Genomic DNA, 25324 nt, shown 5'->3' on the forward strand with positions numbered 1-25324 from the left:
CATTATTATAACGCAATACGAATTCAAGCGAAACTAAACAACCAGTCACCGATTGAATACCGGCAACTGGCTGCTTCATGACGCAAGGTGTTTTGATCCCTGTCTCGCAAACGGGGGTCAGTTCCCTTTTTATCACTATGATGCTCTTTAATCAACCCATACGCTTGTGTTTACATCAGTCCCGTTTGTCTTTACAGAGATAGGGACAGTAGGGGAGGGCGACAGTCTCTTTTCCAAATGATAAATACGGTGGTCTATATTTTGGACGTGCTGCATTATGAACGAAAGCGCTCCGATCAGAATACCGCCCACTATTCCGCCGATCCACTAGGCCAGCATAATAACCCAATTAAATTTTTCATGCTCCCAGGCGTCATCCGGAATTATTTTGTACGTATTACCACTAACAATCCCTGCGACAACCGCCAAAGCGACAGTTGCAATAGCTAAATATCTTACTGCTTTTATCACAGCCATGCCCCTCCCCATAATGATACAGTCGTATTCGACGCTCGCCACTTATTTCCTTCTTTTGGGCAAATTGCATATGGATAAAGGAACGTTCGTTCGCCTATAATGGGCATGAGGTGATCGTTATGCCCAACCCCTTAACTGGTCTAGCAACCGGCGACGAACTCGAGATGATCCGTGACTTCATATTAATGCCTCACCTGGTCGAGATGCTCACCAGGAGTCGGACTGATGTCGACCGTGCGCCGATCGGCTTGCTTAAGCCAGCGCTTATCCATGTGGCGGACGCGCTACTCGACCGGGCGACGCGAGAGCATAAAGCCCTGCGCCAGGAGCTGGCCGGGCGGCGGATCAAGGTTCACGATGCCGAATTTGACGGCGAAATGGTTTATTACTACCCCTATACCTGCAGGGGATACGAGGACCGGTTTGGCATCATGCGTGAGGTGATGCGGACGGAGCTTAGCATAAAGCTCGGCCGGTACGTCGGCGATGTTCAAAAGACGCTTAGGGAGGCTAACCGTGCGGGCGTATGATCCAGTGGGTGCGATGATGGTCGCGGTGGCGATCTGGCGGGCAGGGCGGAGCGAGGAGCCGGTGACGATCCGGCTGGAGGGTGGCGAGCTGCTGCGGGGCCGGGTTATTGCCGTCCGCCGGCATGTCAAGCTGCGGACGCCTACCGGGCCAGCCTGGTTGCCGTGGCGGAGTATCAAGGAGGTGCGTCGCGATGGATGATCTGGAGCGGCGGGTGCTGCGGATCGTCGAGGCGTATAATCGGCGCTGCGGTCGCGGCCCGACCTACGATGAGCTGCGAGATCGGACCGGGCGCGGATGGAGGGAGCTGGAGGCGGCGCTGCGCGGCCTGCAGGCGGTTGGGCGGATTCGGTGGGATGATCGGGGGGCGGAGTCAGCTAAACCATGGGGCAATAATGGGGCAGATTTCGAAAGTGGAAAGATAAATAAAAGCATATAAACGTTATCTCAAAAATAAAAAAAGCCCGCTTTCGTCGGGTTTCTACTAATAAAAGAAGATAGAAAACAGGGGATTTTTCAGCCTTCCAAGCTGGTAGCGTGGGTTCGATTCCCATCACCCGCTCCATACTTTAACCCTTCACCCCCTTGCCTAAGCAAGGGGGTTTTTGATTTATCTGGAGACGCCTAGAGAGGTTCATTAGCCTCTCTTCGTGTCTGTTTGGTATCCACGGAGGATTCAGCCGAAATTGCGTCTTTCCGCCCCTCGGACCATGCCCAATTCGGTGCGGGCTCGGGGCTCGGCCTTGCGACTGCGAAAAAGCATAACCCCGCCTCCACGGCTGCGACCTCCACTGGTTCATTCGCAAGGACGGTCCCAGTTCCGCCTGAAGCTCCGCAAGATGGCCCGTTTTAGTTCATGAAGGTGCTGTCCAGAGCGAGCAAACGGCGACGCTGTTAATTAATTTGAATAAGCAGCCCCATTAAAGCTTTCCGGGCCGATTCTAAATGCATTCTGAACATTGCCATTCATCTGCAGGACTAAGGTATAGACCAATTGATCGGTGGTTGGGGGATTATAATCGGAGGCAATGAGATCCATTGGGTAATCGGAGTATTCCTCCGATGCCGCTATGGCAACACTTTTTTGGCTTACGATAGGGCCGCTTGGTTGATTTCCTCTGATAATGGAAAGCGTCAATGTGGCGCCCTCCGATATGGACCGCGCGTTTACGGTAGCGGTCCCGAACAATTGTACGCGGACGCTCTCTGTCGCCTCGAACATATTGAGGCCAATCACTCCGATCATGGTAGGGGTAGCGGTTGGCAAAGCAATGCTGACGCTGTTTTGTGAATTGATGTTTTGTGACGTCCTTGCATCCAGTAATCGCGTCATGGGCCTGACCTCCATCTTTTTTAAATAGTCTATGCCAAGTACTTTGGAGTGCCGTCCGCTGAAGAGCGGAATAGAGCGGCCATTTTAGGTTGTAACGAACGAAGCATATATACATTAGCTCTCCCGATCTGGGAGGGCTATTATTGCATGGCCCGTTTGGAGGCGCGCATCTTCCAACCGCTCCAACTGGGGGACTCACCGGGGTATCACCGGTCGGCGTGATCCGGTTGCCATCATGCTTGTATCGCTGGACAACCATGCGCTTTTTCCTTTTTACGGATAAGTTCGGACGGGACTTCTTTCCCTTGAAGGGGGCGGATAAACTGAAAAATATGGCAGTGTCCACTCCTTGCATAAGTATTCATCATATTGCATGAAGGCATCATTGATCATATGGAAAGCATCCCAGCAGGAATTTCCTTCTCTTTTCTCGATGAAAAGTGCTAAAAACCATCAAAAATCCATATGATATAAGGTTTTCTTTGCCCGTCCTCAAAAAAGAAATGGTTTTTATAATAAGTTTCTGTATGCTAAAATAGATCAAATATACAAAATGGGTTGCCTCTCTGGTCCCGGATTTAGGCCGACAAAAGTAAGGATAGGATTGGGTGAGAAAATGTCTGAGTTGAACATGTTGACCAAAAGCACGACCAACAACTTGCTTCGCCGAGACATCCGCTTTCTCGGCAACATCCTGGGGGATGTGCTCCTTCATCAAGGCGGCAAGGAGCTGCTTACGACCGTTGAAACTATCAGGGAAATGAGTAAGTCGCTGCGCGCTCAGTTCAGTCCGGATCTGTATCAGGAATTCAAGGATACCATCCATTCCCTATCGCCGGAGACGCGTCACAAGGTCATCCGCGCATTCGCCATTTATTTTCAGCTGGTGAATATCGCCGAACAGAACCACCGGATTCGCCGCAAACGCGATTACGACCGAACGGCGGGCGAGTCGATCCAGCCCGGCTCGATCGAGAGTATCATCAAGGAGCTCAAACAGCAGGAAACGGGCATCGAGGAGATAACGGCCATTCTGGAAGGCATCTCTTTGGAGCTGGTCATCACGGCGCATCCGACGGAAGCGACCCGCCGGGCTGTGCTGGATATTCATCAGCGCATCTCCAAGGATGTCATGCAGTACGACAACCCGATGCTGACCTTCCGCGAGCGGGAGCATCTGCGGGATAAGCTCATGAGCGAGATCCTGACGCTGTGGCAGACGGATGAACTGCGCGACCGCAAGCCGACGGTGCTGGATGAGGTCCGCAACGGTCTGTATTATTTCGACGAGACGCTGTTTGACGTTCTGCCGGAAGTCTACGCCGAGCTGGAGCGCTGCCTGGATAAATATTATCCGGACCAAGCTTGGCACGCCCCGAAATTCCTGCGCTTCGGCAGTTGGATCGGCGGAGACCGCGACGGCAATCCGTCCGTTACCTCGGACATTACCTGGACGACGCTCCAGATGCATCGGGAGATGGCGCTGGAGAAATACGAGGCGGCCGTCGCCCAGTTGATCCATCACATGAGCTTTAACACGAATATCGTGAAGATCAGTCAGGAGCTGCTCGATTCCGTCGAGCGCGACCGCGCCGCCGTCCAGCTGGAGCACAACGAGGCGTGGCGCAACGAATCCGAGCCTTACCGCGTGAAGATCATCTATATCCTGGAGAAGCTGTGGAATACGCGCCAGCCCGAGTGTCTGGAGAACCAGGTGAATTATCATTCCGTCGAGGAATTCCTCGACGATCTGCGCGTGATGGACGACAGCCTGCGGAGCCATTACGCCGGCTATGTCGCCGATATGTTCACGAAGAAGCTTATCCGCCAAGCGGAGTTGTTCGGCTTCCATATGGCGACGCTCGATATCCGGCAGCACAGCAAGGAGCACGAGGCCGCCATGACGGAAACGCTCGCCCGGATGGGGCTTGCCGAGTGCTATGCTGAGCTGGAGGAGGACGCCAAGGTCGAGCTGCTGACGAAGGTGCTGGAAGACCCGCGGCCGCTTGTCTCGCCCTATTTTGATTATTCCGATTCCACCCGGGAATGCTTGAACGTCTACAAGACCGCTATGGAAGCGCAAAAGGAATTCGGCACAGGCTGCATCACCAGCTACCTGATCAGCATGACCAACGACGCCAGCGACCTGCTGGAGGTCATGGTGTTCTGCAAGGAATTCGGCCTCTACCGCAAGGAAGCGGACGGCTCCGTCACCTGTACCCTCCAGCCCGTTCCGCTGTTTGAGACGATCGACGATCTGCATGCCGCGCCTTCGATCATGGACCGGCTGTTCAAGATTGAAGCTTTCCGCAAGAGCCTGGAGAGCCGCTCAGAAGTGCAGGAGATCATGCTGGGCTATTCCGACAGCAACAAGGACGGCGGCGTGCTGACAGCCAACTGGGAGCTCAAGGTGGCACTCGAGGAGATCACCGAGACGGGAAGAAAGCACGGCGTCCGGCTCAAGTTCTTCCACGGCCGCGGAGGCGCCCTGGGTCGCGGAGGCATGCCGCTGAACCGCAGCATCTTGGCACAGCCGCCGCATACGCTTGGCGCAGGCATCAAGATTACCGAGCAGGGAGAGGTGCTCTCCCAGCGGTACTCGGTGAAGGGCATCGCCTACCGAAGCCTGGAGCAGGCTACGTGGGCGCTGATAACCGCCGCCTCCCTGGCGCGGACGCCGCAGAGCGACCTGCAGGTCCACAAATGGGAAGCCGTGATGAAGGGCATCTCGGAGCAGTCGCTTGCGAAATACCAGGATCTGATCTTCCGCGATCCGGATTTCATGACCTTCTTCAAGGAGGCCACGCCGCTGCCCGAGGTTGGCGAGCTGAACATCGGTTCGCGGCCCTCGAAGCGCAAGAACAGCGACCGGTTTGAAGACTTGCGCGCCATCCCGTGGGTGTTCGCCTGGACGCAGACGCGGTACCTGCTCCCGGCTTGGTACGCCGCCGGCACGGGGCTGCAATCCTTCTACCAGAACAAGCCGCAGAACATGCGCACGCTGCAGCAGATGTACGCCCGCTGGTCGTTCTTCCGGACGGCGATCGATAACGTGCAGATGGCGCTGGCGAAAGCCGATCTGATCATCGCCAAGGAATATGGGCGGATGGTGAAGGACGGCCAAATGGCCGAGCGGATTTACCGGCTTATCGAGGAGGAATTCAATCTCACCTCCTCGCTGATCTTGCAGATCACCGGCCAGAAGGAAATTCTCGACAACGTGCCGATTCTCCAGGAGTCGATCCGGCTGCGGAATCCTTACGTCGATCCGCTCAGCTACATGCAGGTCAATCTCCTGCAGGAGCTGCGCCAAGCCCGCGAGGAGGACGGGGACGATTCGTTCCTCATCCGCGAGGTTCTGCTCACCATCAACGGAATTGCCGCGGGGCTCCGGAATACCGGCTGATCCCCCGGAATAGGCCGGTTAAGCCGGCCGCTAAGCCGGAAGCCGTCAGGCTCCGGCTTATTTGCTCTTATTTCCGTAAAACCCGGCTACAAGAAACCGTCAAAAACGTGTACAATGAATGAGAAATCCGTATGCAGGATAAGATTCCTGCAACGTCGGCTCGGTTCAATACGTTACTCTTCTTGACGCATCCCGTATTCGGCTAACTTCGACGGGATTCGGGAGTGAATTCGGGAATGGGCGGCTTCAGAGGCCCTGGCTCGGGGATAGAAACTTACGTTACCGGAGGAAAATTTGTGAAAGACACGGAAGCACGGCTTGCCATGCTGGCCCGGGGTGGAGACCGGTCGGCTTTTGCGGGACTGGTCGATTTGTACAAGGATAAAATGTATCACCTGGCTTATCGCATGCTGGGTTCTTCCCATGAGGCGGAAGACATTGCGCAGGAAACTTTTTTGCGCGTGTATACGAACTTGGACCGTTACGACGAGAACCAGAAGTTCTCCACATGGATTTACCGGATCGCCACCAACCTCTGCATCGACCGGCTGCGCAAGCGCAAGGCGAGCTATTCGCTCGATGCCGAGATGCCGGACGGGGAAGGAGCCGACTGGTATTCCCTGCTTCCGAGCAATCAGCCGACCCCGGAAGAGGAGGTCATGCTGTCCGAGACGCAGGAGCACATTCGGAAGGCTATCGATACACTGCCCGAAAAATATAAATCGGTCGTCATCCTCCGCTATCTGCAGGACATGTCGCTGCAGGAAATCGGCGATGTGCTGGACATGCCGGTGACGACGGTGAAGACGAGGGTTCACCGCGGGAGGGAGTTTTTGCGCAAAAAGCTCCATTCGGAATATGGGGGAAAATTATTTTGAAACAAAATATTCGGAGGGACGTATGAATCACAGAGAACAACCTGAAGAAAGGAGTGGCTATCCGATGAATTGCGAAGAAGCCCTCCCCCTCATGCACGAATATCTGGACGGCAGCGCGGAGGACCTGGAAGCAGCCCAGTTGAAACGGCATCTGCTTCAGTGCCCCGAATGCAACCGGATCTTCCGGGAACTCGAAATGACGGATGCTCTCGTCAAGAGCTGCCCAAAGATCTCCGCCCCCTCCGGTTTTACCGATCGGATCATGCAGAACCTGCCCGTTCGCCCCAAACGGCAATCCTGGTTCGGCTGGGTCAAGCGGCATCCTGCGGTTTCCGTTGCGTCCGTTTTCCTATTGGTCATGCTGGGGAGTTTCCTGTCCATGTGGAGCCAGGATCAAGAGCTGACGGTCAAAGGCAGCAACCTGGATCAATTGGTCATCGAGAACAATACCGTCTACCTTCCCAAAGGCCACCGCGTTCAGGGCAACCTGATGGTTCGCGGGGGAGACGTTCAGGTGGACGGAGAGATCGACGGCAATCTGGTCGTGGTGGATGGCAAGTACCACACCGCTTCTACCGCGAACATATCCGGCAAAATTTACAGCATTAACCTGGCGGCGGAGTGGTTGGTTTACCAGGTTAAGGAAATCCTATCTCCGGCTGCCCAGTAGAGTTCGTTCCAATCCTCCCCTGCAGGTGTTGGGGGAGGTTTTTTATTGAAATTATGGTATCATGAAGGGTAGCGGATGTTCGGGGCGGCAGACAGACAAGAAGCACGGGCATCCAGGACAACCCCACACGGGGGTTTGACGGGGGACACCGCAATGGGACCATTTACGCTAGGCGGCACCGCCAAAGAGATCATCGACATTCTGATCGTCAGCTACATCGTCTATAAAGGGCTGCTGCTCCTCCGCGGCACACGGGCCATCCAGCTGTTGAAGGGCATCTTCATAGTGGTCGTGGTCTGGGCGCTCAGCGTCTGGCTCAATCTCAATACGCTGCAATGGCTCATGAACCAGATGTTCAACATCGGGGTTATCGCCCTGATCATCATCTTCCAGCCGGAGCTGAGGCGGGCGCTGGAGCAGCTCGGCCGGGGACGGCTCTTCAGCCGCACGAGTGCCGAAGAGGATATCCTGGTCAGCGAACGGATCAATGAGCTGCTCAAAGCGGTCAATTACTTATGCAAGCGCAAGATCGGCGCGCTTATCGTCTTCGAGCGGGAGACGGGACTCAACGAATACATCGAATCGGGCATCCATCTGGGCGCGGAGCTCAGTTCGGAGATCCTGATCAACATCTTCATTCCGAATACGCCGCTTCACGACGGGGCGGTCATCGTCCGGCAGAATCAGATCGTCGCCGCAGCCTGCTACCTGCCGCTGTCGGAGAATCCGTTCATCAGCAAGGAGCTGGGGACGCGCCATCGGGCGGGAATCGGCGTGAGCGAAATGTCCGATGCCATCTCGGTGATCGTCTCCGAGGAGACCGGACAGGTTTCGCTCGCCATCAATGGGCTGGTGGTCCGCGATATCAAGGAAGAGTCGCTGATCTCCAAGCTGTACGAAGAGCTCCGGTTCAAGCAGAACTCCAGCGAACGTAAGCCGTTTTTGAAGCGGAAGCCCTTTGTGAATTGGAAGGGGTGGAAGCGCTAATGGACAAATTCCTTCAGAACAATAACGTCGTCAAGGCGGTCGCCCTGATCATCGCCCTTCTGTTGTGGCTCGTGGTGCGGACGGATTCCAACGACCCTGCGGCCCGGACGGCGAGCTCCGAGCACCGGGAGACGATCAGCAACGTGGCCGTCAATCCCGTCTTCGACGACACGACCTATGCGATCAAGTCGATTACGCCGGCGGAGGTGACGGTCGAGCTTCGTTGGAAGGATTCCAACTTTCGCAAGCCGAACTTCTCCGAACTGCGCGTGGAAGCGAACCTCAGAAACCTGATGGAGGGAACCCATCAGGTCTTCCTCAGCACGACGGGCATCAAGAACAATGTGGAGACGGCCATCTCGCCGCCGACCGTGCAAGTGACGCTGGAGAAAATCCAGCACAAGCAGCTTCCGGTCTCGATCATTCCGACCGGAAAGCCGTATGACGGTTATAAAGCGGGCCAGCCGATCGTCAAGCCGACGCGGGTGAGCGTTTCCGTGCCGGAGAGCCTGCTGAGCCAGGTGACGGAGGTACGGGCGGAGGTCAGCGTCGAAGGCGCCAAGGAAAATGTCGTCAAGCAAGTCAAGCTGACCATGTACGACAAGGACGGCAAGGTGGTAGAAGGCGAGATCAGCCCGGCGGTCGTGGACGTCGAGGTCCCGATCACGAGCCCCTTCAAGCAGATGCCGCTGCAGCTCAAGCTGAAAGGCGACCCCGCGCCCGGCTTCGCCGTAGAGGAAATTACCCAGGAGCCCGAGACGGTAACCGTGTATGCACCGCAGGAAATTCTGAATAAAATGGAATTCTACGAAGGCCTGGAGCTGGACCTGGCCGGCTTAACGGGGACCAAGTCATCGACGCTGACCGTCCCGCTTCAGGAAGGCGTCACCAAGGTGATTCCCGAGGAAATCGGAGTGACGGTGAAGGTAGTTCCGGCGGCAACCAAGACGATCACCGGCATACCGGTCGCCATGACCGGCCAGTCCCGGGACTACTCGTACACGCTGTCTGCGGGCACTTCTTCCGTCAGCCTGACGCTGGAGGGAGCGCCGCGTGTGCTCGACAGCCTGACGCCGCAGGACATCCCGGCGACGATCGACCTCAGCAGCCTGGGGCCGGGTATCCACGAGCTTCCCGTGATCGTCAACCTGCCGCTCTATGTCAAGCGGCAGGGGGCCGACCCGATGGTGAAGGTGGAAATCGTCGCCAAGCCGGCGGGAAGCGCCTCGCCGGGAGGTACGGCGACACCGACGCCGAGCGCTTCCGGCAGCGGCACTCCCACGCCGGGCAACAGCGGCGGAGCGGGCAGCCCTGGTACGGAAGCGACGCCGGCCATGGCGTCGCCGACGGTACCGCCCCGGGAGGAAGAGGAAACCTCGCCAAGCAGCTCGCCTTGATTCAAGCCTTAGTTAAAGAACATCTATAGACGGAACAAAAGAAAGCCGAAGCAGGGGAAGGTCGTAAGTGAAGCGTTCGCCTTTGATCCCGGATTTCTCCCTACCAAGTTCATTCAGGAGATCCAGGATCAACAGCGAACGGAATACCATTCCACCTGCATAGGCGTAAAGGTTAAGTTTCGTCTATATAGCAAAAACCGTTGACGAGACCGAAGGGAGAACGAAGCATGGGGAAGTATTTTGGAACGGACGGAGTCCGCGGCGTAGCCAACGCGGAACTCACTCCGGAGCTTGCGTATAAGATCGGCCGCTGCGGCGGCTATGTGCTCGCGGGAGGAGCCAAACGCCCGCAGGTGGTCATCGGCCGCGACACGCGGATTTCCGGCCATATGCTGGAGGCTGCGCTGACAGCGGGGCTCCTGTCTATCGGGGCGGATGTCATCCGGCTCGGCGTCGTCACCACGCCGGGCGTCGCTTACCTCACCCACACACTGGGCGCCGATGCGGGGGTCATGATCTCCGCTTCGCACAATCCGGTAGAGGACAACGGCATCAAGTTCTTCGGCGGCGACGGCTTCAAGCTGACTGACGAGACGGAGCTGGAGATCGAGCGGCTGATGGACGCCGAGACGGACGAACTGCCGCGTCCGGTCGGGGGAGACCTCGGCACCGCAGGCGAGAATGCGGAAGCGAAGTTCCAATACATGGAGTACCTGAAGACGACCGTGTCGACGACCTTCGACGGGCTGAAGATCGTGTTGGACTGTGCCAACGGCGCTTCCTACGAGCTGGCCCCCCGGCTGTTCCAGGAGCTCGGGGCCGAGGTCATCGCCACCGGTCATCAGCCGGACGGCAAGAACATCAACAAGGGATGCGGTTCGACGCACCCCGAGGCGCTGGCCGCCGAGGTGCTCAAGCACGGAGCGCACCTCGGGTTGTCCTTTGACGGCGACGCCGACCGGTTGATCGCCATCGACGAGAACGGCGAAGAAGTGGACGGCGACTACATCCTGACCATTTGCGGGGATGCCATGAACCGCAAGGGAACGCTGAAGGCGGGCACCGTCGTCACGACGGTCATGGCCAACCTGGGCTTCTTCAAGGCCGCGCGCGATCTGGGCTTGAAGACGGCTCAGACGGCGGTCGGAGACCGCTACGTCATGGAGGAAATGCGTCGCGGCGGCTTCAATCTCGGCGGCGAGCAATCCGGCCATGTGATCTTCCTGGATCACGTCACGACGGGAGACGGCATGCTGACGGCGCTGCAGCTGGTCGACACGCTGATCCAGTCGGGCACGAAGTCGCTCAGCGAGCTGAAGCGGAAGATGAGCAAGTTCCCGCAGGTGCTGGTCAATGTCCGCGTGGCCGACAAATCCAAGCTGAAGGACAACGGGGCGATTGAGGAAGCCATCGCGTCGGTGGAGCAGAAGCTCGGCGAGAACGGCCGCGTGCTGGTGCGTCCCTCCGGTACCGAGTCGCTGATCCGCGTCATGGCCGAGGGTCCGGATAAAGCGGAGATCGAGGCGTATGTCAACGAAATCGTCGAGGTGGTCGTTCGCGAGCTGTCCTAAGCGAGCCCATTCGAGGCCACGGATATTCAAGAGAAACCAAAAAGCGGACCCTGGGCGGTCCGCTTTTTTATGGCCGGTTAAGAGCCGCAATTGAAAATAATTTTCATGTGAATGTTGCCAACGGTTTATGAGGTATGAGTTTTGTGGTATTATTGATTAATGCCCTACATAGAAAAGTCGCCGTGGCACCGACCGGACGGACCGAATATGCTGGGATGACAGTCACATACAGAAAGGTGGGCAGACCGTTTCCATAATAAAGCGCCAGAACTTGAGCGGAGCGGACATGGGTCGATTACCCATACGTTCAAGTTGACGAGGTGAAGGTGTTCGGATTTTTCGGCGGGGACCTTCCGGTAGGCTGCATACCGAGAGTTGGAAGGCAAAGCGACCTGGGCGACCGGGCGTACAAGATTCCAACGGCAGCTTGGTTTTGTGTTGTCTTTTGATCATGCCTAAATTTTCATATGTAACGAAATATCAGTTTCGCCAATGAGGCTTTTGGGAGCCTTTCGTTTCTTATTGGCTTTTTTGAAAACCCATGAATCTTTGACATCCCGCCCGAGCGGCGGATCACAGGAGGTCTTGCATACCATGTGCGGTATTGTTGGATATATTGGAAAACGCAATTCTCAGGAAGTGCTGATCGAGGGGCTGCGCAAGCTGGAGTACCGCGGCTATGACTCTGCCGGAGTCGCCGTCTTTACGGAGAAGGGGCTGGAAGTGGAGAAGGCCCAAGGCCGTCTGGCCAACCTGGAATCCAAATTGGGTACGAGCCCGCTGAACGGAACGATCGGCATCGGCCACACGCGCTGGGCGACACACGGAAAACCGTCGGATGTGAATTCGCATCCGCACCTGGACGATACCCTCAAGTTCTCCGTCGTGCATAACGGCATTATCGAGAACTATGCGACGTTGAAGGAAGAGCTGATCGGTCGCGGACATACGTTCCTGTCGCAGACCGATACGGAAGTCATCTCCCACCTGATCGCGGAAGCGTATGAAGGCAACATCGTCGAAGCCGTTCAGAAAGCCGTCCGACAGATGCGCGGCGCGTATGCCCTCGGCGTCCTGACCGAGTATGAACCGGATAAGCTCATTGCGGTGCGCAATGCCAGCCCGCTCATCATCGGCGTAGGCGAAGGCGAGAACTTCATCGGCTCCGACATCCCGGCGCTGCTGAACTACACCCGTGACATCTACATCCTGAATGACGGCGAAATGGCCGTTCTGACACGGGATGGTGTCGAACTGCTGACGCTCGAAGGGAATTTTATTTCCCGGGAAACGTTCCATGTCGATTGGGACCTGACCACGGCGGAAAAGGCCGGATTCGACCACTTCATGCTGAAGGAAATCCATGAACAGCCAAAGGCGTACCGCGACACCATGTCCGCCCGCCTCAGCGAAGACGGCAAGCGCGTCGTGCTGACCGACGCCGAATTCGGGCTCAGCAAGGAAGACATTCAGAACATTCGCAACATCCATATCGTCGCCTGCGGCACGGCTTATCACGCGGGTCTCGTCGGAAAATACGTCATCGAAAAGCTGGCGCGCATTCCGGTGGAAACGGACGTCGCTTCCGAATACCGCTACCGTTCGCCGATCATCACCAAGGAGACGCTCGTCATCGTCGTCAGCCAGTCCGGTGAGACCGCCGATACGCTGGCAGCACTGCGCGAAGCGAAGAAGCACGGCGCCAAGGTGCTGGCCATCACGAACGTCGTTGGCAGCTCGGTCGCCCGCGAAGCCGACTTCGTCATCACCACTTGGGCGGGGCCGGAAATCGCCGTCGCTTCGACGAAGGCCTATACGACGCAGCTGATCGGCTTCTATCTGTTCGGCTTGTACCTGGCACAGACGCTGGAGACGCAGAGCGCTGAGCGCATCGCGGAAGTGATCGCCGCCATGAAGTCGCTGCCGGAGCAGGTAGAAACGATCCTCGGCCAGGCCGAGCAGCTGAAGGAGATTGCGGAGGAAGTGGCGGGCCACGAAGACCTGTTCTTCATCGGCCGCGGCCTTGACTACGCCGTCTCGCTGGAAGGCTCGCTCAAGCTGAAGGAAATCTCCTACATTCACTCGGAAGCTTATGCTTCCGGCGAGCTGAAGCATGGCACGCTGGCGCTGATCGAAGAGAACGTGCCGGTCATCGCCCTTGCCACGCAGGAAGACCTGCTGGAGAAGACCGTGAGCAACATCCAGGAGGTCGTCGCCCGCGGTGGTCACATCATCGGCATCGGCGAGGAAGGCAACCCCGACTTCAGCCGCCACGTGAGCAAGCTGTTCTCGATCCCGCAGACGCTGCCGCTCCTCACGCCGGCGCTGGCCGTCGTGCCGCTGCAACTGCTCGCCTACTACGCCTCCATCGCCCGCGGCAACGACGTCGATAAGCCGCGCAACCTGGCGAAGAGCGTCACGGTGGAGTAAGGGAATCTGATTCAATGTTATAAAGCATTGTTTTGAAAAGTTATGTTCTTTAACGACTACAGGCCGTCCTCTCGTATGGGGGACGGCCTGTTTTTCATTTGAGATCAGATAAGGGGAGACGGCTGCAAGGCAACTTCTTTATGATAACCCAAAACGTGCTGGAGAAAGCAAAGGGACTGCAGCCTCCGCTGCTTAGATTTCCCGGCGGCACCATGGTGAAATTGTACCATTGGATGGACGGCATCGGGCCGAAGGAGGAGCGCAAGCGTCAGAGCAATCGGATTGGAGGCTGTCGTGCGAAGTCGAGTCCATGCTGTTACAGGATGGCGACGGTAAAGAGACAGCATGTGCTTGTCTGGATGTATCGGCGACCTATCACGATGAGAAAGGGGAGGTCATCGGCGCTGTTGTCAATCGCCACCCGGAACAGTCGGTGACTGCGGCGGTGTCCTTTGTCGGACCAGACCGCCTGGACATCTCCGAGGCGATTGAATTGAATTGCCCATCATGGAAGACGGTTAATGGCTTTGGTGTTGTTGATCAGGTAACGCAGAGGACAAAGAAAGAGGCTCGGTACAATCCGGAGAATGGATATGAATTCCCTCCTCATTCCATTACCCTGCTTAAACATCGTTACCTCATAGAGGAATCAGCACACTGAGCTACAGGCAAGCCGGAGAAAACGCGTAGGTTATAATAACGGAACTGCCCCAGCGGAATGAACCACTCCGGAACAGGAGCGGTTATTTGAGTGAGTGCGGCGTTGAACGCCAAGAACAAAGGAGCAAAGCGAAAACAGATCGCCTAGCTCCTTATTTTTACGCCATATTCTTTTTTGGCCTTGAGGCCTGTTGCCGTCCGCCAACTTCCTTATAGAGTTGAATTAATCGAGAACCCACGTCAGGAATGGAAAATTGCCGCCTAACCGTTCTCATGCCATCTTTCCCAAATTTCTTGGCTCGGTTTGGATGATTTAATAGACGATTTATATCCGTTGAAAGCTTTTTGCTTGAGATAGGCGCATCGGCTCCATGATCGCCAAAGTGACATTCGATAAGATGATTCATCTTTTTCGACTGTACAATACCACCGTATCCTGCAACGCCTGCAGAAATAACGGGCTTTGCACAGGCCATAGCTTCCAGGGCAACGCGCCCCGTTCCGATTACGACATCTGCGGCGTAGTAAGCGTGTTGGATTCTAGTCATCGGGGGACGAATGAGGACGGCTCTTCGACCGAGACGATGATTGACTTGAGCTGCAAGCAGTTTCAAGTTAGTCCGGCGGCGGCCGGGACCGACTAGAACACCTATAAATTGGCGATTTCTCGTGGCGATATGTTCGGTCGCCTGGATCACCTTTCTAGCTAAGGGATACTTATCGGAGGAGAATCTTCCAGCATACACAAGAACTTGGGCAGATGAAGGCAAATGAAGAGCCTTCCTCCAGCGATTTTTTTTCAAGCTCGGACGAAACGTTGCGAGATCTATCCCATTAGGGATCAACCGGATCTTATTCATAGGGATATGGTGGCTTGCCAGCCAGTTGGAGAGCTTGGGGGATACGGCAATGATCCGTTTGGATACTCTTGCCGCCGCTAATAAGGCATCCTCCCGATGATAAGTGCCATGTACGGTAATGATTAAAGGAATGTTATGTTGTTGGGATAAAGCTGCTGCCAGTTTAAATGATTTGGAATCATGGGCGTGGATGAGCTGGTATCTTCCCTTAGCTAGGATCGAAGACAAGAAGGCGAGCTTTTTGAGATTGTTTCCGGTTGGCATTATATGAAGGGAGACCCCTGCTCTTTTAAAAGAGTCAGCAAGAGGTCCTCCCTTGGCTGCAACGGCGACCCGGATCCCATGAGCCCGTAAATAGGGGGATAAAGAAAGCATATGTTTTTCGGTTCCCCCAATATTCAGACGCGATACCAACATTAAAATATTCATTTCCACTCCCCTTTAACTACCGATTCTTATCCTTCTCCTAAGTTAGTTATCCTTAATAGAATATGCCTTTTGAGTGAGGATAGCTTCGGACAACTGTCTGAATTCACCCTAAGATGGGAGCATTCTGGCAAACTTGTGAAAGGCACAATCAAAGCAGCAGAAAATCCATATGTTGGTATGAGCATTCATAAGGGAGGGATTCAAGTACCAATCGCTCAACCCGCCGCGTTGCATGATCGAATATTGGCAGATGTGTGGAAGTAGAGCGGAGCGGGAAGAGAGGTTGAGGTGTTAGGGTTTTCGATTCTGAGGAGGGGAACAATGGGGAGTGAGAGGAAATTGAAAATATGGGTCATGACAAACGAGTATGAACCTAAAATTGTCGGAGGACTCGGGATCGTCGCAACCCAGCTCACGAGGATGTTGGCCAAACTTGGCGCAAACGTAACGGTTCTTTGCCCCGGGAATTCGGATCGCTTTACGATATCCCAGACGAACAGCAATTTGCGCATTCTCCGGTTCCCCAAAAATTCGAAGTACTTTAATCGGACCCAGCATTCGTTCCGGGCTGAATCCATCATAAAGAGCGCATTGGGTAAAGGAGAACACAAGCCTGATCTTATTCATGTGCATAGTACGGAATTTACGGATACGGCCAAGGTAGCAGGCAACCGATTTAAGCTTCCTGTCGTCTATACCTGTCATTCCTTGGCATCAGAAGGCATTTCTTCGAAACCTGGCAAGCAGCAGACCGCATTACTAACCTTCGCCAATCGAGTTATCGTTCCGAGCCGTTGGCAGGCCAAAGTAACGAAAGGGCTTTATCCTCGAATGAATCGAAGGAAACTGATTACCATCCCTCATGGCGTTACCCCTATCTCTAAGGGCTCATCGAAACGCGATCCGCACAAATTGCTCTATGTGGGAAGGCTGATTCCATCAAAAGGGGTGGAGCCTTTAATTAAAGCGGTGGGCCTGTTGGCTCAGGAAAATAGGAAGGTCCAGTTAACGATTGTCGGAAGCGGGAAAGCGAGTTACAGGGATAAACTGCGAACGTTGGCTAAGCAATCCGGGGCGGCGAAGCGAATTCACTGGGCGGACAAAACCCCACACAAATCCGTTCAACGGTTGTACCGTTCTTATGGAGCTGTCATTAATCCCAGCAAAAAGGAATCGTTCTGCTTGGTCGCATTGGAGGCGATGGCCAACGGCGTTCCGCTTATTTCGACAACATCCGGAGGCATGAAGGAATTTGTAACCCGCCGAAACGCGAAGATCATTCGTTCGATTGACGGCGTTCATATTGCCCGAGCCATAAAGGCATTTTGGAATGATCCCGAACAATCAAGAAAGCGAGTCATCCATGCCCGTGCTACGGCAGCTCAATACAAATGGCCTGTAATCGCCAGACGATACCTCTCCTTATTTTCAGACTTGGTGCGGGGGAGGGAGGCCTGAACATGAGTGAAAAATCCACTACCCTTGTTAAAAAGATTACAAAACAGTTTGGGATCAAGGCAGCTGCCCAAAAACGGATTCGTGGAGGAATCTATCGAATTGTAACCCCGAACGGACGGAAATTCAGCTTGAAGCGCATGACGAATCAGCCTGCGCGGATGCGATGGATGGATCGAATGCTAATCCGCGTTCAGCGCAAGGGTCCACTCCTCGCTTGGCGCAATCCCCAAAAACCGGAGGGCCGGAAACCGCATGCCATTTCGCGGAATGGAGAAATCTTCGTACTGACCCCTTGGATTTCCGGGAGAGAGCCCTCCCCGCTCTCCCTTGCAGATATGCGCGCATGTGGTAGGGCTTTAGCCAAATTTCATAAAGCAGGAGAAACCGCGCTTAAAGGGGGGATTTCCCAAAGCCAGATCGGACAGTGGTACTCCAAACTGCATAAACGGCAACACTATCTACAAAAAATGATGGCAAAAGCAAGTGCGAATCGCTTCAGTGTGCCGATTAACCGATTTATCCAACAGCATGGACCAAAGATTTTGCGCTATGCCAACCAAGCGGAAGCCATGCTGCGGAGCAGCGGATATGACTCCTACCGAAAAAATCCCCGAAAATATGGAGTCTTGTGCCACGGGGATGGAGGGCCAAGTAATTTTATTCTGAATAACAAGGGGACGTATCTGATTGATTTCGAAACCTTGCATGTCGATCTGCGCGCCTATGATTTATATCGGGTTATCTACAATTCCTGCAAAGATTATCGGTGGAATTTTTCGATCGCAAAAGCCATTTTGGATGGTTACCGTGAAGTAACGAAGCTGAAGAAAATGGATTATAAACTGATGCGCGCCTGGTTGCGCTTTCCGTTTACGACTTTTCTAGTCGTTAGTCCCTTTAAGAGAATTCCATTTACGAAAGATCGATTGCAGTGGGCCTTGGATAATGAGCAGAGGATCAGCTCCTTTCTGCAAAAGCTGGAGGAGTATGAAAAGAGACATTGATCAGCATTTCGCAAGGGCAGCCCGATAAAAGTGGGGCTGCCCTTTTGAAGATTGATGTTTGATTTGTAGGTTGCTGAAACATTCCTTTTCGCCGTTCCGTTCATAGAGGTGAGGTGATTCTGGATGTCCAAATGGTTCATACCCTTAACGTTTACATTGCTTCTGCTGCCGGGCTGTGGGGAGAAATCAGCCGACCCCGGCGGCAAGACGCCCCTGGCTTCTTCGGCCCCTTCATCGGAGCAGAAGGTTGTGACCACTGCGAAGTCGAAGGCATTCCCCGCTGTGTCCGCCCCTTATGACGCCGACCAAGCGGCGGCGAACGGCGATGTCGTGAACGTTCATGGAAAGATGTACAATCTCGACAAGTGGAAGTCGTTTCTGGCGAATCTCGACGCGGAGTTGCCGGATCAAGTGCGCATCACCCAGTACACGATAGAGGGCAATCCGGTCTTCTACGAGCTGGTCTATGACGGAGCGGAGGCGATTACATACACGTACGATAATTCGATGGACGCCTTCGGCAAGGACGCAGGTCGTCCGAGCACGGTGTGCCGGGATATTCGGCTTGAGGAGGATAAAGAGTTAGGTTCCTCTTACAAGCTAACCGGATGCGACAACGCAACGAGCGACACCTTCTGGTTCAATTCTGGTGAATCGGAGACGGGGCAGGGCAGCGAATAAGCCCCGATGCCTAGGCACGCAGCAAAAAACCATCTCAGACAACGTCTGGGATGGTCGGGTTCCCATGTGTACTACTTAAAATCCAAGTCGGACACATTCAGATAGTAAAACCTCGCCGGGAGAGTCTCGCCGGTATCTGGATCTTTATTGAACATGATTAGCAGGAGATTGTCCTTCGTATCTCTCAAGCAGCTGGCGATGGTGTATCGTTTTTCATCGGGAATCGAAAACGTTGCTTTCTTCAGAGTACCGTCTGTGTAATGAAGTAAATACAGATCAATGTCTTTCCTGTTGGAGACTTCATGGAAGAGGGCAGAAACCTTGCTCTTTACCAATTCCCTTGAGAAACTAATAGTGGGTTTCAAATCCATTATCGAATGCAGAGAATCCTTTTCAACTTTTCCCATGAAGGTGGTAATGCTGAAATTTTGGTAATAGAAGTAGGGATTTACAAAGTCAAAGCCAGTTACCGGCTGCCGCAATTGGTTATCAACACCGTCGGGTTCGGTTGCTTGGGAAGGGATCGTGGAGATATCAACCGAACGCAGAAACGTCATCGTATGGTCGTATACATCCAGGTATAATCGTGATTTCACGCTGGATTCTATCTTCAGACGCAAAAGGGAAATGCTTTTATCGTCCGATGTAATCTTGAGAATCCACTCTCCTGTACCTGCCTTTTCATCAAAATCATAGATCTTAAGAATCCTTCGTTTTCCGGTCTCCGTGTTATATTCTTCTATCTTATAACTGCTGCCCGCGCCTAATTCGACCATGATCAGTTTGTTTCCCACAGCGGTCATGCTATAAGGGAATCCGCCTTTTTCGGTAAAGGCAACAGACATCTTATTGGTGGTTAAGTCCATTTTGTAAAGATGCAGGGCTCTTTTCTCTCTGTGGATAAAATCGCCCGTCGTGACAAACAGGTACAACGAATTGCCAACGGCGACTGTGTCACAGTTCGCTTGGTAATTCGAAAGATTTTTAATGGTTCCCAATTTTATCGTTTCATTTGTTTTTATCATGAAGCGGTAGTAATCCATTACCGTTCCTGAGGGAACCGACCTCGTCGAAGCTTGACTGAAAATGATACTGTCATCCGTTAGCGCCAGTATGTCATCCTGTTTGATTTCTCCTAGTTTTACATTGTGGATGTCATAAATCGAAGTGACTTCATTTGGGTTTGAGGTGCTTGAGGCAATGGGTTGTGGGGAATTAGCTGTTGGATTGCTCGCGGAATTGGATTCGCAACTGGATAAAGTGACGATAAAAGCTAGGCCAAGCAAAACGATAGCCCTTTTCAATGAAATCCTTCCTTTTCAAGGAGTTTCTCCCCGATCCGTGCGAAGCTCCGAGTCTTTTTTCATTGAGATGATTCGTACTCCTTTCCACCAACCAGGAGCTCTCTGTAAGGAATCATCAGAATTACTTGTCTCTTCCTAGCCATTAATGCTTTATTCAAAATTTTATGAATAATTTAGCAAAACGATTCGAATTAGTCAATTGATTGGTTGACATGTTTTTCATAAAACACCAAGGTCAATCGATCGTTGATGACTTTCGTTTCGTCCGTCCGTTTGTAGCCTACCTTTTCGTACAAGTAACAGTTGCCCGCTTCCTGCAGGATGGTATCCAGTTCCCAAGACTCTGCATCTGGATAGAGCTGCTCGATCCGGGCAAAGACCCTTTGAGCGATACCTCTTCCCTGATAGTCGGGAATGATAAATACGGGGCTGATCCGATAAGCGCGGTCCGCCTTCTTCACGACCCGAATTCCCCCGACAGGAATTCCAGTATGATGGATGAGGTAATAATCGGATGAAGGTTGGTTGATTCGAGCGATGACTCGTTCAACGGGTTCATTGGCGGGACTGGTCTCGAAATCTTGATATTTCTCCAACAGGGGCATAAACGCTTTAACTTGCAGTTCATGAATGATTCCCGCGTCTCTTAAGTCCGCTTTGCGCAAAGTAATCTCCATCCTGTACCTCCCTTTGAAGCCCTCATCGAGAAAACATTGAGTTGCCTTTATCATATACGGAACGTTCCATAAGCTCAATCGGGTTAAGAAAACTCCTCAAGACTCGTCATTACCCAATTCGTTGGCAGATTCATACAAAAGTTAACAGTTTATTATGGAAACGCTTCCTTTTGGCCCATACAATGGAGTTGCTAGAAACGAGCCGATGGAAGGAAGGAGGTTCTCGAACGAGGACGGTTCATTCTTCTCCAAATTCTAATCCATGAGAGGTGGAATCAAATGAAAAAGAAATGGTTGGCGGTGCTTTGCACCTCGCTGCTGGTGTTGACGGCCCAGGCGGGGACGACGTTCGGGGCGACCGAATTCTATGAGCCGATGACGTACCACAATACGCAGACGTGGCAGAAAGCGGACGGCTATTCAAACGGCGGGATGTTCAACTGTACGTGGCGGGCCAACAACGCCACCTTCACCAGCGATGGCAAGCTGCGCCTGGCCTTGACCAGCCCCTCCTACAATAAATTCGATGGGGCGGAGTACCGGACAACGTTCAAGAGCGGATACGGGATGTACCAGGCCAATATGAAGCCGGCGAAGAATGTCGGCATCGTCTCGTCCTTCTTCACCTACACGGGGCCGTCGGACGGTACGCAGTGGGATGAGATCGACATTGAGTTCCTCGGCAAGGATACAACCAAGGTTCAATTCAATTATTACACCAACGGCGTAGGCGGCCACGAAAAAGTGATTGACCTGGGTTTCGATGCTTCCCAGAGCTATCATACGTACGCGTTCAACTGGCAGCAGGGATCCATTACCTGGTACGTCGACGGAGTGGCCAAGTATACGGCGACCTCCAACATTCCCAAGACGCCCGGCAAGATCATGATGAACATCTGGAATGGCACCGGCGTGGACAGCTGGCTCGGTTCATACAACGGAGCCAACCCGCTGTACGCCTATTACGATTGGGTGAAGTATACCAGCAACTAAGCGAAGACGATCCGGAACGGGACTTCCCGTCCGGATGTTTTTTTGTCCAAGGAGGGCTCTATCCATCCGCGGAGGATGCTGGGCTGATCCTATACAGGCGAATTCCAGGAACGGAAGCGATAACGAAAATTCAACTTCGCAATGCTTCTCTCAACCCATTGCCCGGAATGCAAAAAAAATGTCGATTCACCGGTGGGCCTCTATGGTCTCGGTATGGCTTGGGAACGTATAATGACCATGGGTGATGAGGATGACGCTGAAAAAGAAAAGGTTGCCGTTCCGGTTTACGTTATCCCTGAAGTTCTCGATCGTGCTCTTCGTGCTGTTAAGCATTGCGGTAGCCTTGAACGGCCACTCCTACCGGGTGAGCATCCATGTGATCGAAAGCGATATGCAGCAATCCTATTCGGAACAAATGAAGTTCCTTCTTTTTCAGTTGGACAACCAAGTGGATACGCTGGCCGCGAATTTGCTTGAAATGGAAGAGGATTCGATCACGAAGCAGTACATCAACACCACGGCGCCGGAGGACCTGTTCGATCTCAACGTGCTCCGCAGCAATATGCATGAACGGATGAAGCTGCAGAGCGCTTCCTCCACCTGGCCGATGGAGATTAGCCTGTTCCTAAAGGCCAACCGGGAGGTTCTCTCCACCCGTCCGGAAACCGTCTATGAGGACCTCGTATCCGGTTCGAACACCGACCGCAGCAAAGGCCTATGGAGATACGAGCCGGGACGGGACACGAACGGAAGCTATTTTGCCCTGATCCGCTCGGCTCCCGGCTATACCCTGATCGGCCGGTTCTCCGATAGCTACATCCGCGACATGCTGACCAAATTCCAGCAGAATTCGAACCGGTATACCCTGCTGTACCATCCGAGATTCGGGTTCATCGGTCCCTCTCCGACGGAGCTGAGGACTTGGGAGGAGCAGATCGACTGGCCTTCCTTGCAGGGGACCGGACACCGGATTCTGAGCTTTGATGGGCATCGGGTGCTCCTGAATTATGCTCCGGTGGCGAGCCTGGGCTGGCTGATGATCGATATGGTGCCGCTGGAAAAGGTCGTGCTGCCGGTCAAGGAAAGCAGCCGGTTCTTTATCCTCGGCATCATGGCGATGCTGGCGATCGGGGTGGTCATCACCGTTCTCATCTACCGGCAAATTCAGCATCCGATCAACGAGCTTGTGCTGAAGCTGCGGGACATCCGGTCCGGCCATTTGTCCTCCCGCCTGAAGGCCAAGCACCGGGATGAATTCCAGGAGGTCTTTATGGGCTTCAACGACATGGCGGAGCGGATTCAAGAGCTGATCGAGAAGGTGTACGAGGAGAAGCTCCGCTTGAAGGAAGCGGAATTGAAGCAGCTCCAGTCGCAGATCAATCCGCACTTCTTATACAACTGCCTGTTCTACATCAAGAATATGGCGAAGCTGGGCGAGGAGGAGCAGGTCATCGCCATGGCGCTCAACCTCGGGGACTATTACCGCTATACCACCCGCCTCGAGAATCCGATGGCCACCATCCGGGAGGAGGTCCAGTTTTTGAGCAGCTATTTGACGATCCATCGGCTGCGAAAACCGCTTCAGGACGAAGTCGAGATCGACGAAGACCTGATGAATGTCTCGATTCCCCGGCTGCTTCTGCAGCCTCTCGTTGAAAACGCCATCATCCACGGGGTCGAGCAAAGCGACAAGGCAGCGAAAATTCGCATTCGGGGTTTCCGTACGGAGGATGGCTTTGCGATTTCCGTTGAAGATTCCGGTGAAGGCCTCGATCCGGAAGCCCTCGCGAAGCTTCGCGGGAAAATGAGCCAACCGTTGTCCGAGGAAACAGGCTGCGGCTTGTGGAACACCCATCAACGGGTGGCAAACCGGTATGAACCCGGATCAGGCCTGGCATTCGAACCGTCCTCCCTGGGAGGATTGAAGGTGACCATTTGCTGCAAGACGAAACTTCAGGAGGAACCCCATGTTAAGCTTGCTGATTGTGGACGATGAACCGACGATTGTCGATACCCTGGCGGTTACCCTCGATTGGGAACAGCTCGAGATCATGACCGTATACAAAGCTTATTCGGCCAAGGAAGCGCTGGCCCTCCTGGCGGAGCATGAGGTGGACCTGGTCCTGGCCGACATCCACATGCCGCGGATGACGGGCCTCGAGTTGGTGGCCCAGATCTATCAATCGTACCGGCATGTGAAATGCGTGCTGCTTTCGGGACATGCCGAATTTGCTTACGCCAAGCAGGCGATCAAGTTCGGCGTTTCCGAGTATCTGCTCAAGCCCGTCTCCGACGAGGACCTGATCGCGGTGGTCCGCCGACTCGTGGACGAGATCAAGCAGGAATGGCAGGAGATCGTCTCCCGCAAGCGCGTCGTTCATACCCTGAAGGAAAGCCTGCCCATTCTGAAGGATAAGCTGCTGAATGAGATGCTGACCGGTCGGATCGATCCGGAAGCGCTGCTTCCGCTCCTCGAGCTGTACGAGATTCCTTTCCGGATGGAAGAGGAAAGCTGCATCATGGTCATCCGCTTGGAGGAAAGCCTGCCGGAGTATAACGACCGGGATCTCTACCTGCTCGAATATGCCGTGATGAATATCGCCGTCGAGATGCTGGGCGATTACTACGATCTCTGGTCCGGCAAGGATGCCCATGGATTTCTGGTCCTTCTGGTTCGCAGGAAGCCGAAGGAGGAGAGCGAGGGCGCAGACGAACCGAGAAAATTCGATGCGCTCGCCATGCAGCTCCAGCGCAACATCGGGCTGTATCTGAAGCGGGTCGTTTCGGTGATCGTGAGCAAGTGGGGGACCTTCCCCCGCGACATCGGGCCGCTTTACCGGCAGATCACGGAGCAAATCCGCAGCAAGCTGGCCAATGAGACCGGCTGCTTCCTGTCGGGAGAGCTGGCGGAAGCGGCGGTGGTCCGGCAGCCCCTGCTTCCCCTCTATGAAACGCCTACGCTGCACCACCTTCTCGAGAACCGCCGGTGGGAGGAATACCGGGATAAGCTGGAGCTGGTGCTGGACGAGCTCAGGCGGGCGGAAAACCTGTCGGAGGAGCATGTCCGGGAGGTGCATACCCACGTGGCCGGGTCGTTCTATTATTACGCGCATAAGCATAACCGGCTGTTAAGCGACCTCGCCGGAGGAACCGCAATCGTGGACCGGAGGATCCACTCCGTGCAGCAGCTGTCCGAATGGGCGCTCTACCTGGTGGAGAAGCTGCGCTTGAGCGACCAGGCGGAGCAGAGAAGCTCCCGGGAGAAGCTGACGTGGAAAATCAACGAGTACATCGACGGCCACTTGGGCACGGCTTCTCTGCAGACGATCGCGGATGCCGTTCACCTGCACCCGGTCTACCTGTCCCGGCTCTACAAGGCCGAAACGGGAGAGGGGATCAGCGATTACATCCACAAGCAGCGAATGCTGAGAGCGGTCCACCTGCTGAAGGACGATTCGCTGAAGATCTACGCGATTTCCGAACAGCTGGGGTTCAAGAATGCGGCGTATTTCAGCAAAGTGTTTCGCGAGAAATACGGCATGACCCCGAATGAATACCGGGAGCATTTATAAGCCGGAGCT

Annotated in this window: 21 protein-coding genes; 16 read left to right on the forward strand and 5 right to left on the reverse strand. The window is 54.2% G+C overall.

What is annotated here, in order from left to right:
* Nucleotides 1–327: 327 nt before the first annotated feature.
* A complete protein-coding gene (locus ACSEXS_RS00010; protein ID WP_438431133.1) occupies nucleotides 328–471 on the reverse strand; it encodes a hypothetical protein in 144 nt (47 codons plus the stop codon).
* Between the two features lie 125 nt (nucleotides 472–596).
* Here ACSEXS_RS00010 and ACSEXS_RS00015 point away from each other — a divergent pair, with 125 nt between their 5' ends.
* Both ACSEXS_RS00015 and ACSEXS_RS00020 read left to right on the forward strand, forming a co-directional pair.
* Nucleotides 597–1007 carry a YhjD family protein gene (locus ACSEXS_RS00015; protein ID WP_438431134.1) on the forward strand — a complete coding sequence of 137 codons (411 nt, stop codon included), beginning with the start codon at nucleotides 597–599 and terminating at the stop codon, nucleotides 1005–1007.
* A 191-nt stretch (nucleotides 1008–1198) separates the two neighbouring features.
* Nucleotides 1199–1444 (forward strand): hypothetical protein, encoded by a 246-nt coding sequence (locus tag ACSEXS_RS00020; protein ID WP_438431135.1) that lies wholly within the window; start codon nucleotides 1199–1201, stop codon nucleotides 1442–1444.
* A gap of 459 nt (nucleotides 1445–1903) precedes the next feature.
* Here the strand turns inward: ACSEXS_RS00020 and ACSEXS_RS00025 are convergent, their stop codons facing one another.
* Nucleotides 1904–2338, reverse strand: a complete 435-nt coding sequence (locus ACSEXS_RS00025) for a hypothetical protein (RefSeq protein ID WP_438431136.1) — start codon at nucleotides 2336–2338, stop codon at nucleotides 1904–1906.
* 616 nt (nucleotides 2339–2954) lie between these two features.
* Here ACSEXS_RS00025 and ppc point away from each other — a divergent pair.
* From ppc to ACSEXS_RS00065, 8 genes are all read left to right on the forward strand, one after another.
* Nucleotides 2955–5744: a phosphoenolpyruvate carboxylase gene (ppc, locus tag ACSEXS_RS00030; RefSeq protein WP_438431137.1), complete on the forward strand. Its 2790-nt coding sequence runs from the start codon at nucleotides 2955–2957 to the stop codon at nucleotides 5742–5744.
* Nucleotides 5745–6067: 323 nt separating this feature from the next.
* Complete coding sequence (gene sigW / locus ACSEXS_RS00035) at nucleotides 6068–6622, forward strand: RNA polymerase sigma factor SigW (RefSeq protein WP_438433047.1); 555 nt, start codon at nucleotides 6068–6070, stop codon at nucleotides 6620–6622.
* Nucleotides 6623–6686: 64 nt separating this feature from the next.
* Nucleotides 6687–7292: a zf-HC2 domain-containing protein gene (locus ACSEXS_RS00040; protein ID WP_438431138.1), complete on the forward strand. Its 606-nt coding sequence runs from the start codon at nucleotides 6687–6689 to the stop codon at nucleotides 7290–7292.
* Nucleotides 7293–7445: 153 nt separating this feature from the next.
* Nucleotides 7446–8279: a diadenylate cyclase CdaA gene (gene cdaA / locus ACSEXS_RS00045; RefSeq protein WP_438431139.1), complete on the forward strand. Its 834-nt coding sequence runs from the start codon at nucleotides 7446–7448 to the stop codon at nucleotides 8277–8279.
* Nucleotides 8279–9676, forward strand: a complete 1398-nt coding sequence (locus tag ACSEXS_RS00050; RefSeq protein ID WP_438431140.1) for a CdaR family protein — start codon at nucleotides 8279–8281, stop codon at nucleotides 9674–9676. The genes cdaA and ACSEXS_RS00050 overlap by 1 nt, the downstream gene beginning before the upstream one ends.
* 227 nt (nucleotides 9677–9903) lie before the next feature.
* A complete protein-coding gene (gene glmM, locus ACSEXS_RS00055; RefSeq protein ID WP_438431141.1) occupies nucleotides 9904–11247 on the forward strand; it encodes a phosphoglucosamine mutase in 1344 nt (447 codons plus the stop codon).
* A gap of 594 nt (nucleotides 11248–11841) precedes the next feature.
* Nucleotides 11842–13677: a glutamine--fructose-6-phosphate transaminase (isomerizing) gene (gene glmS, locus ACSEXS_RS00060; protein WP_438431142.1), complete on the forward strand. Its 1836-nt coding sequence runs from the start codon at nucleotides 11842–11844 to the stop codon at nucleotides 13675–13677.
* A gap of 310 nt (nucleotides 13678–13987) precedes the next feature.
* Entirely contained in the window at nucleotides 13988–14338 is a 351-nt protein-coding gene (locus tag ACSEXS_RS00065) for a hypothetical protein (RefSeq protein ID WP_438431143.1), read from the forward strand.
* A gap of 157 nt (nucleotides 14339–14495) precedes the next feature.
* Here the strand turns inward: ACSEXS_RS00065 and ACSEXS_RS00070 are convergent, their stop codons facing one another.
* Nucleotides 14496–15626, reverse strand: a complete 1131-nt coding sequence (locus ACSEXS_RS00070) for a glycosyltransferase family 4 protein (protein ID WP_438431144.1) — start codon at nucleotides 15624–15626, stop codon at nucleotides 14496–14498.
* A 321-nt stretch (nucleotides 15627–15947) separates the two neighbouring features.
* Between ACSEXS_RS00070 and ACSEXS_RS00075 the strand changes: the two genes are divergently transcribed.
* From ACSEXS_RS00075 to ACSEXS_RS00085, 3 genes are all read left to right on the forward strand, one after another.
* Complete coding sequence (locus ACSEXS_RS00075; RefSeq protein WP_438431145.1) at nucleotides 15948–17084, forward strand: glycosyltransferase family 4 protein; 1137 nt, start codon at nucleotides 15948–15950, stop codon at nucleotides 17082–17084.
* Nucleotides 17085–17086: 2 nt separating this feature from the next.
* The gene (locus ACSEXS_RS00080) at nucleotides 17087–18088 is read left to right on the forward strand and encodes a YutH/CotS family kinase-like spore coat protein (RefSeq protein WP_438431146.1); all 1002 of its coding nucleotides are present in this window, start codon (nucleotides 17087–17089) and stop codon (nucleotides 18086–18088) included.
* Nucleotides 18089–18337: 249 nt separating this feature from the next.
* A complete protein-coding gene (locus ACSEXS_RS00085) occupies nucleotides 18338–18769 on the forward strand; it encodes a DUF4362 domain-containing protein (protein WP_438431147.1) in 432 nt (143 codons plus the stop codon).
* A gap of 71 nt (nucleotides 18770–18840) precedes the next feature.
* Here ACSEXS_RS00085 and ACSEXS_RS00090 read toward each other — a convergent pair whose 3' ends face one another.
* Nucleotides 18841–20073, reverse strand: coding sequence for a hypothetical protein (locus ACSEXS_RS00090; RefSeq protein WP_438431148.1), 1233 nt, complete (start codon nucleotides 20071–20073; stop codon nucleotides 18841–18843).
* A 191-nt stretch (nucleotides 20074–20264) separates the two neighbouring features.
* The gene (locus ACSEXS_RS00095) at nucleotides 20265–20750 is read right to left on the reverse strand and encodes a GNAT family N-acetyltransferase (protein WP_438431149.1); all 486 of its coding nucleotides are present in this window, start codon (nucleotides 20748–20750) and stop codon (nucleotides 20265–20267) included.
* A 279-nt stretch (nucleotides 20751–21029) separates the two neighbouring features.
* On the opposite strand from ACSEXS_RS00095, the gene bglS reads away from it, so the two are divergent.
* From bglS to ACSEXS_RS00110, 3 genes are all read left to right on the forward strand, one after another.
* Nucleotides 21030–21743 (forward strand): beta-glucanase, encoded by a 714-nt coding sequence (gene bglS, locus ACSEXS_RS00100; protein ID WP_438431150.1) that lies wholly within the window; start codon nucleotides 21030–21032, stop codon nucleotides 21741–21743.
* Nucleotides 21744–21993: 250 nt separating this feature from the next.
* On the forward strand, nucleotides 21994–23739 hold the full coding sequence (locus ACSEXS_RS00105; protein WP_438431151.1) for a sensor histidine kinase: 1746 nt from the start codon (nucleotides 21994–21996) through the stop codon (nucleotides 23737–23739).
* Nucleotides 23711–25315 (forward strand): response regulator, encoded by a 1605-nt coding sequence (locus ACSEXS_RS00110; protein ID WP_438431152.1) that lies wholly within the window; start codon nucleotides 23711–23713, stop codon nucleotides 25313–25315. Before ACSEXS_RS00105 ends, ACSEXS_RS00110 begins: the two co-directional genes overlap by 29 nt.
* Nucleotides 25316–25324 lie beyond the last annotated feature (9 nt).

Source organism: Gorillibacterium terrae (assembly GCF_051594785.1).
Classification (GTDB): Bacteria; Bacillota; Bacilli; order Paenibacillales; family NBRC-103111; genus Gorillibacterium.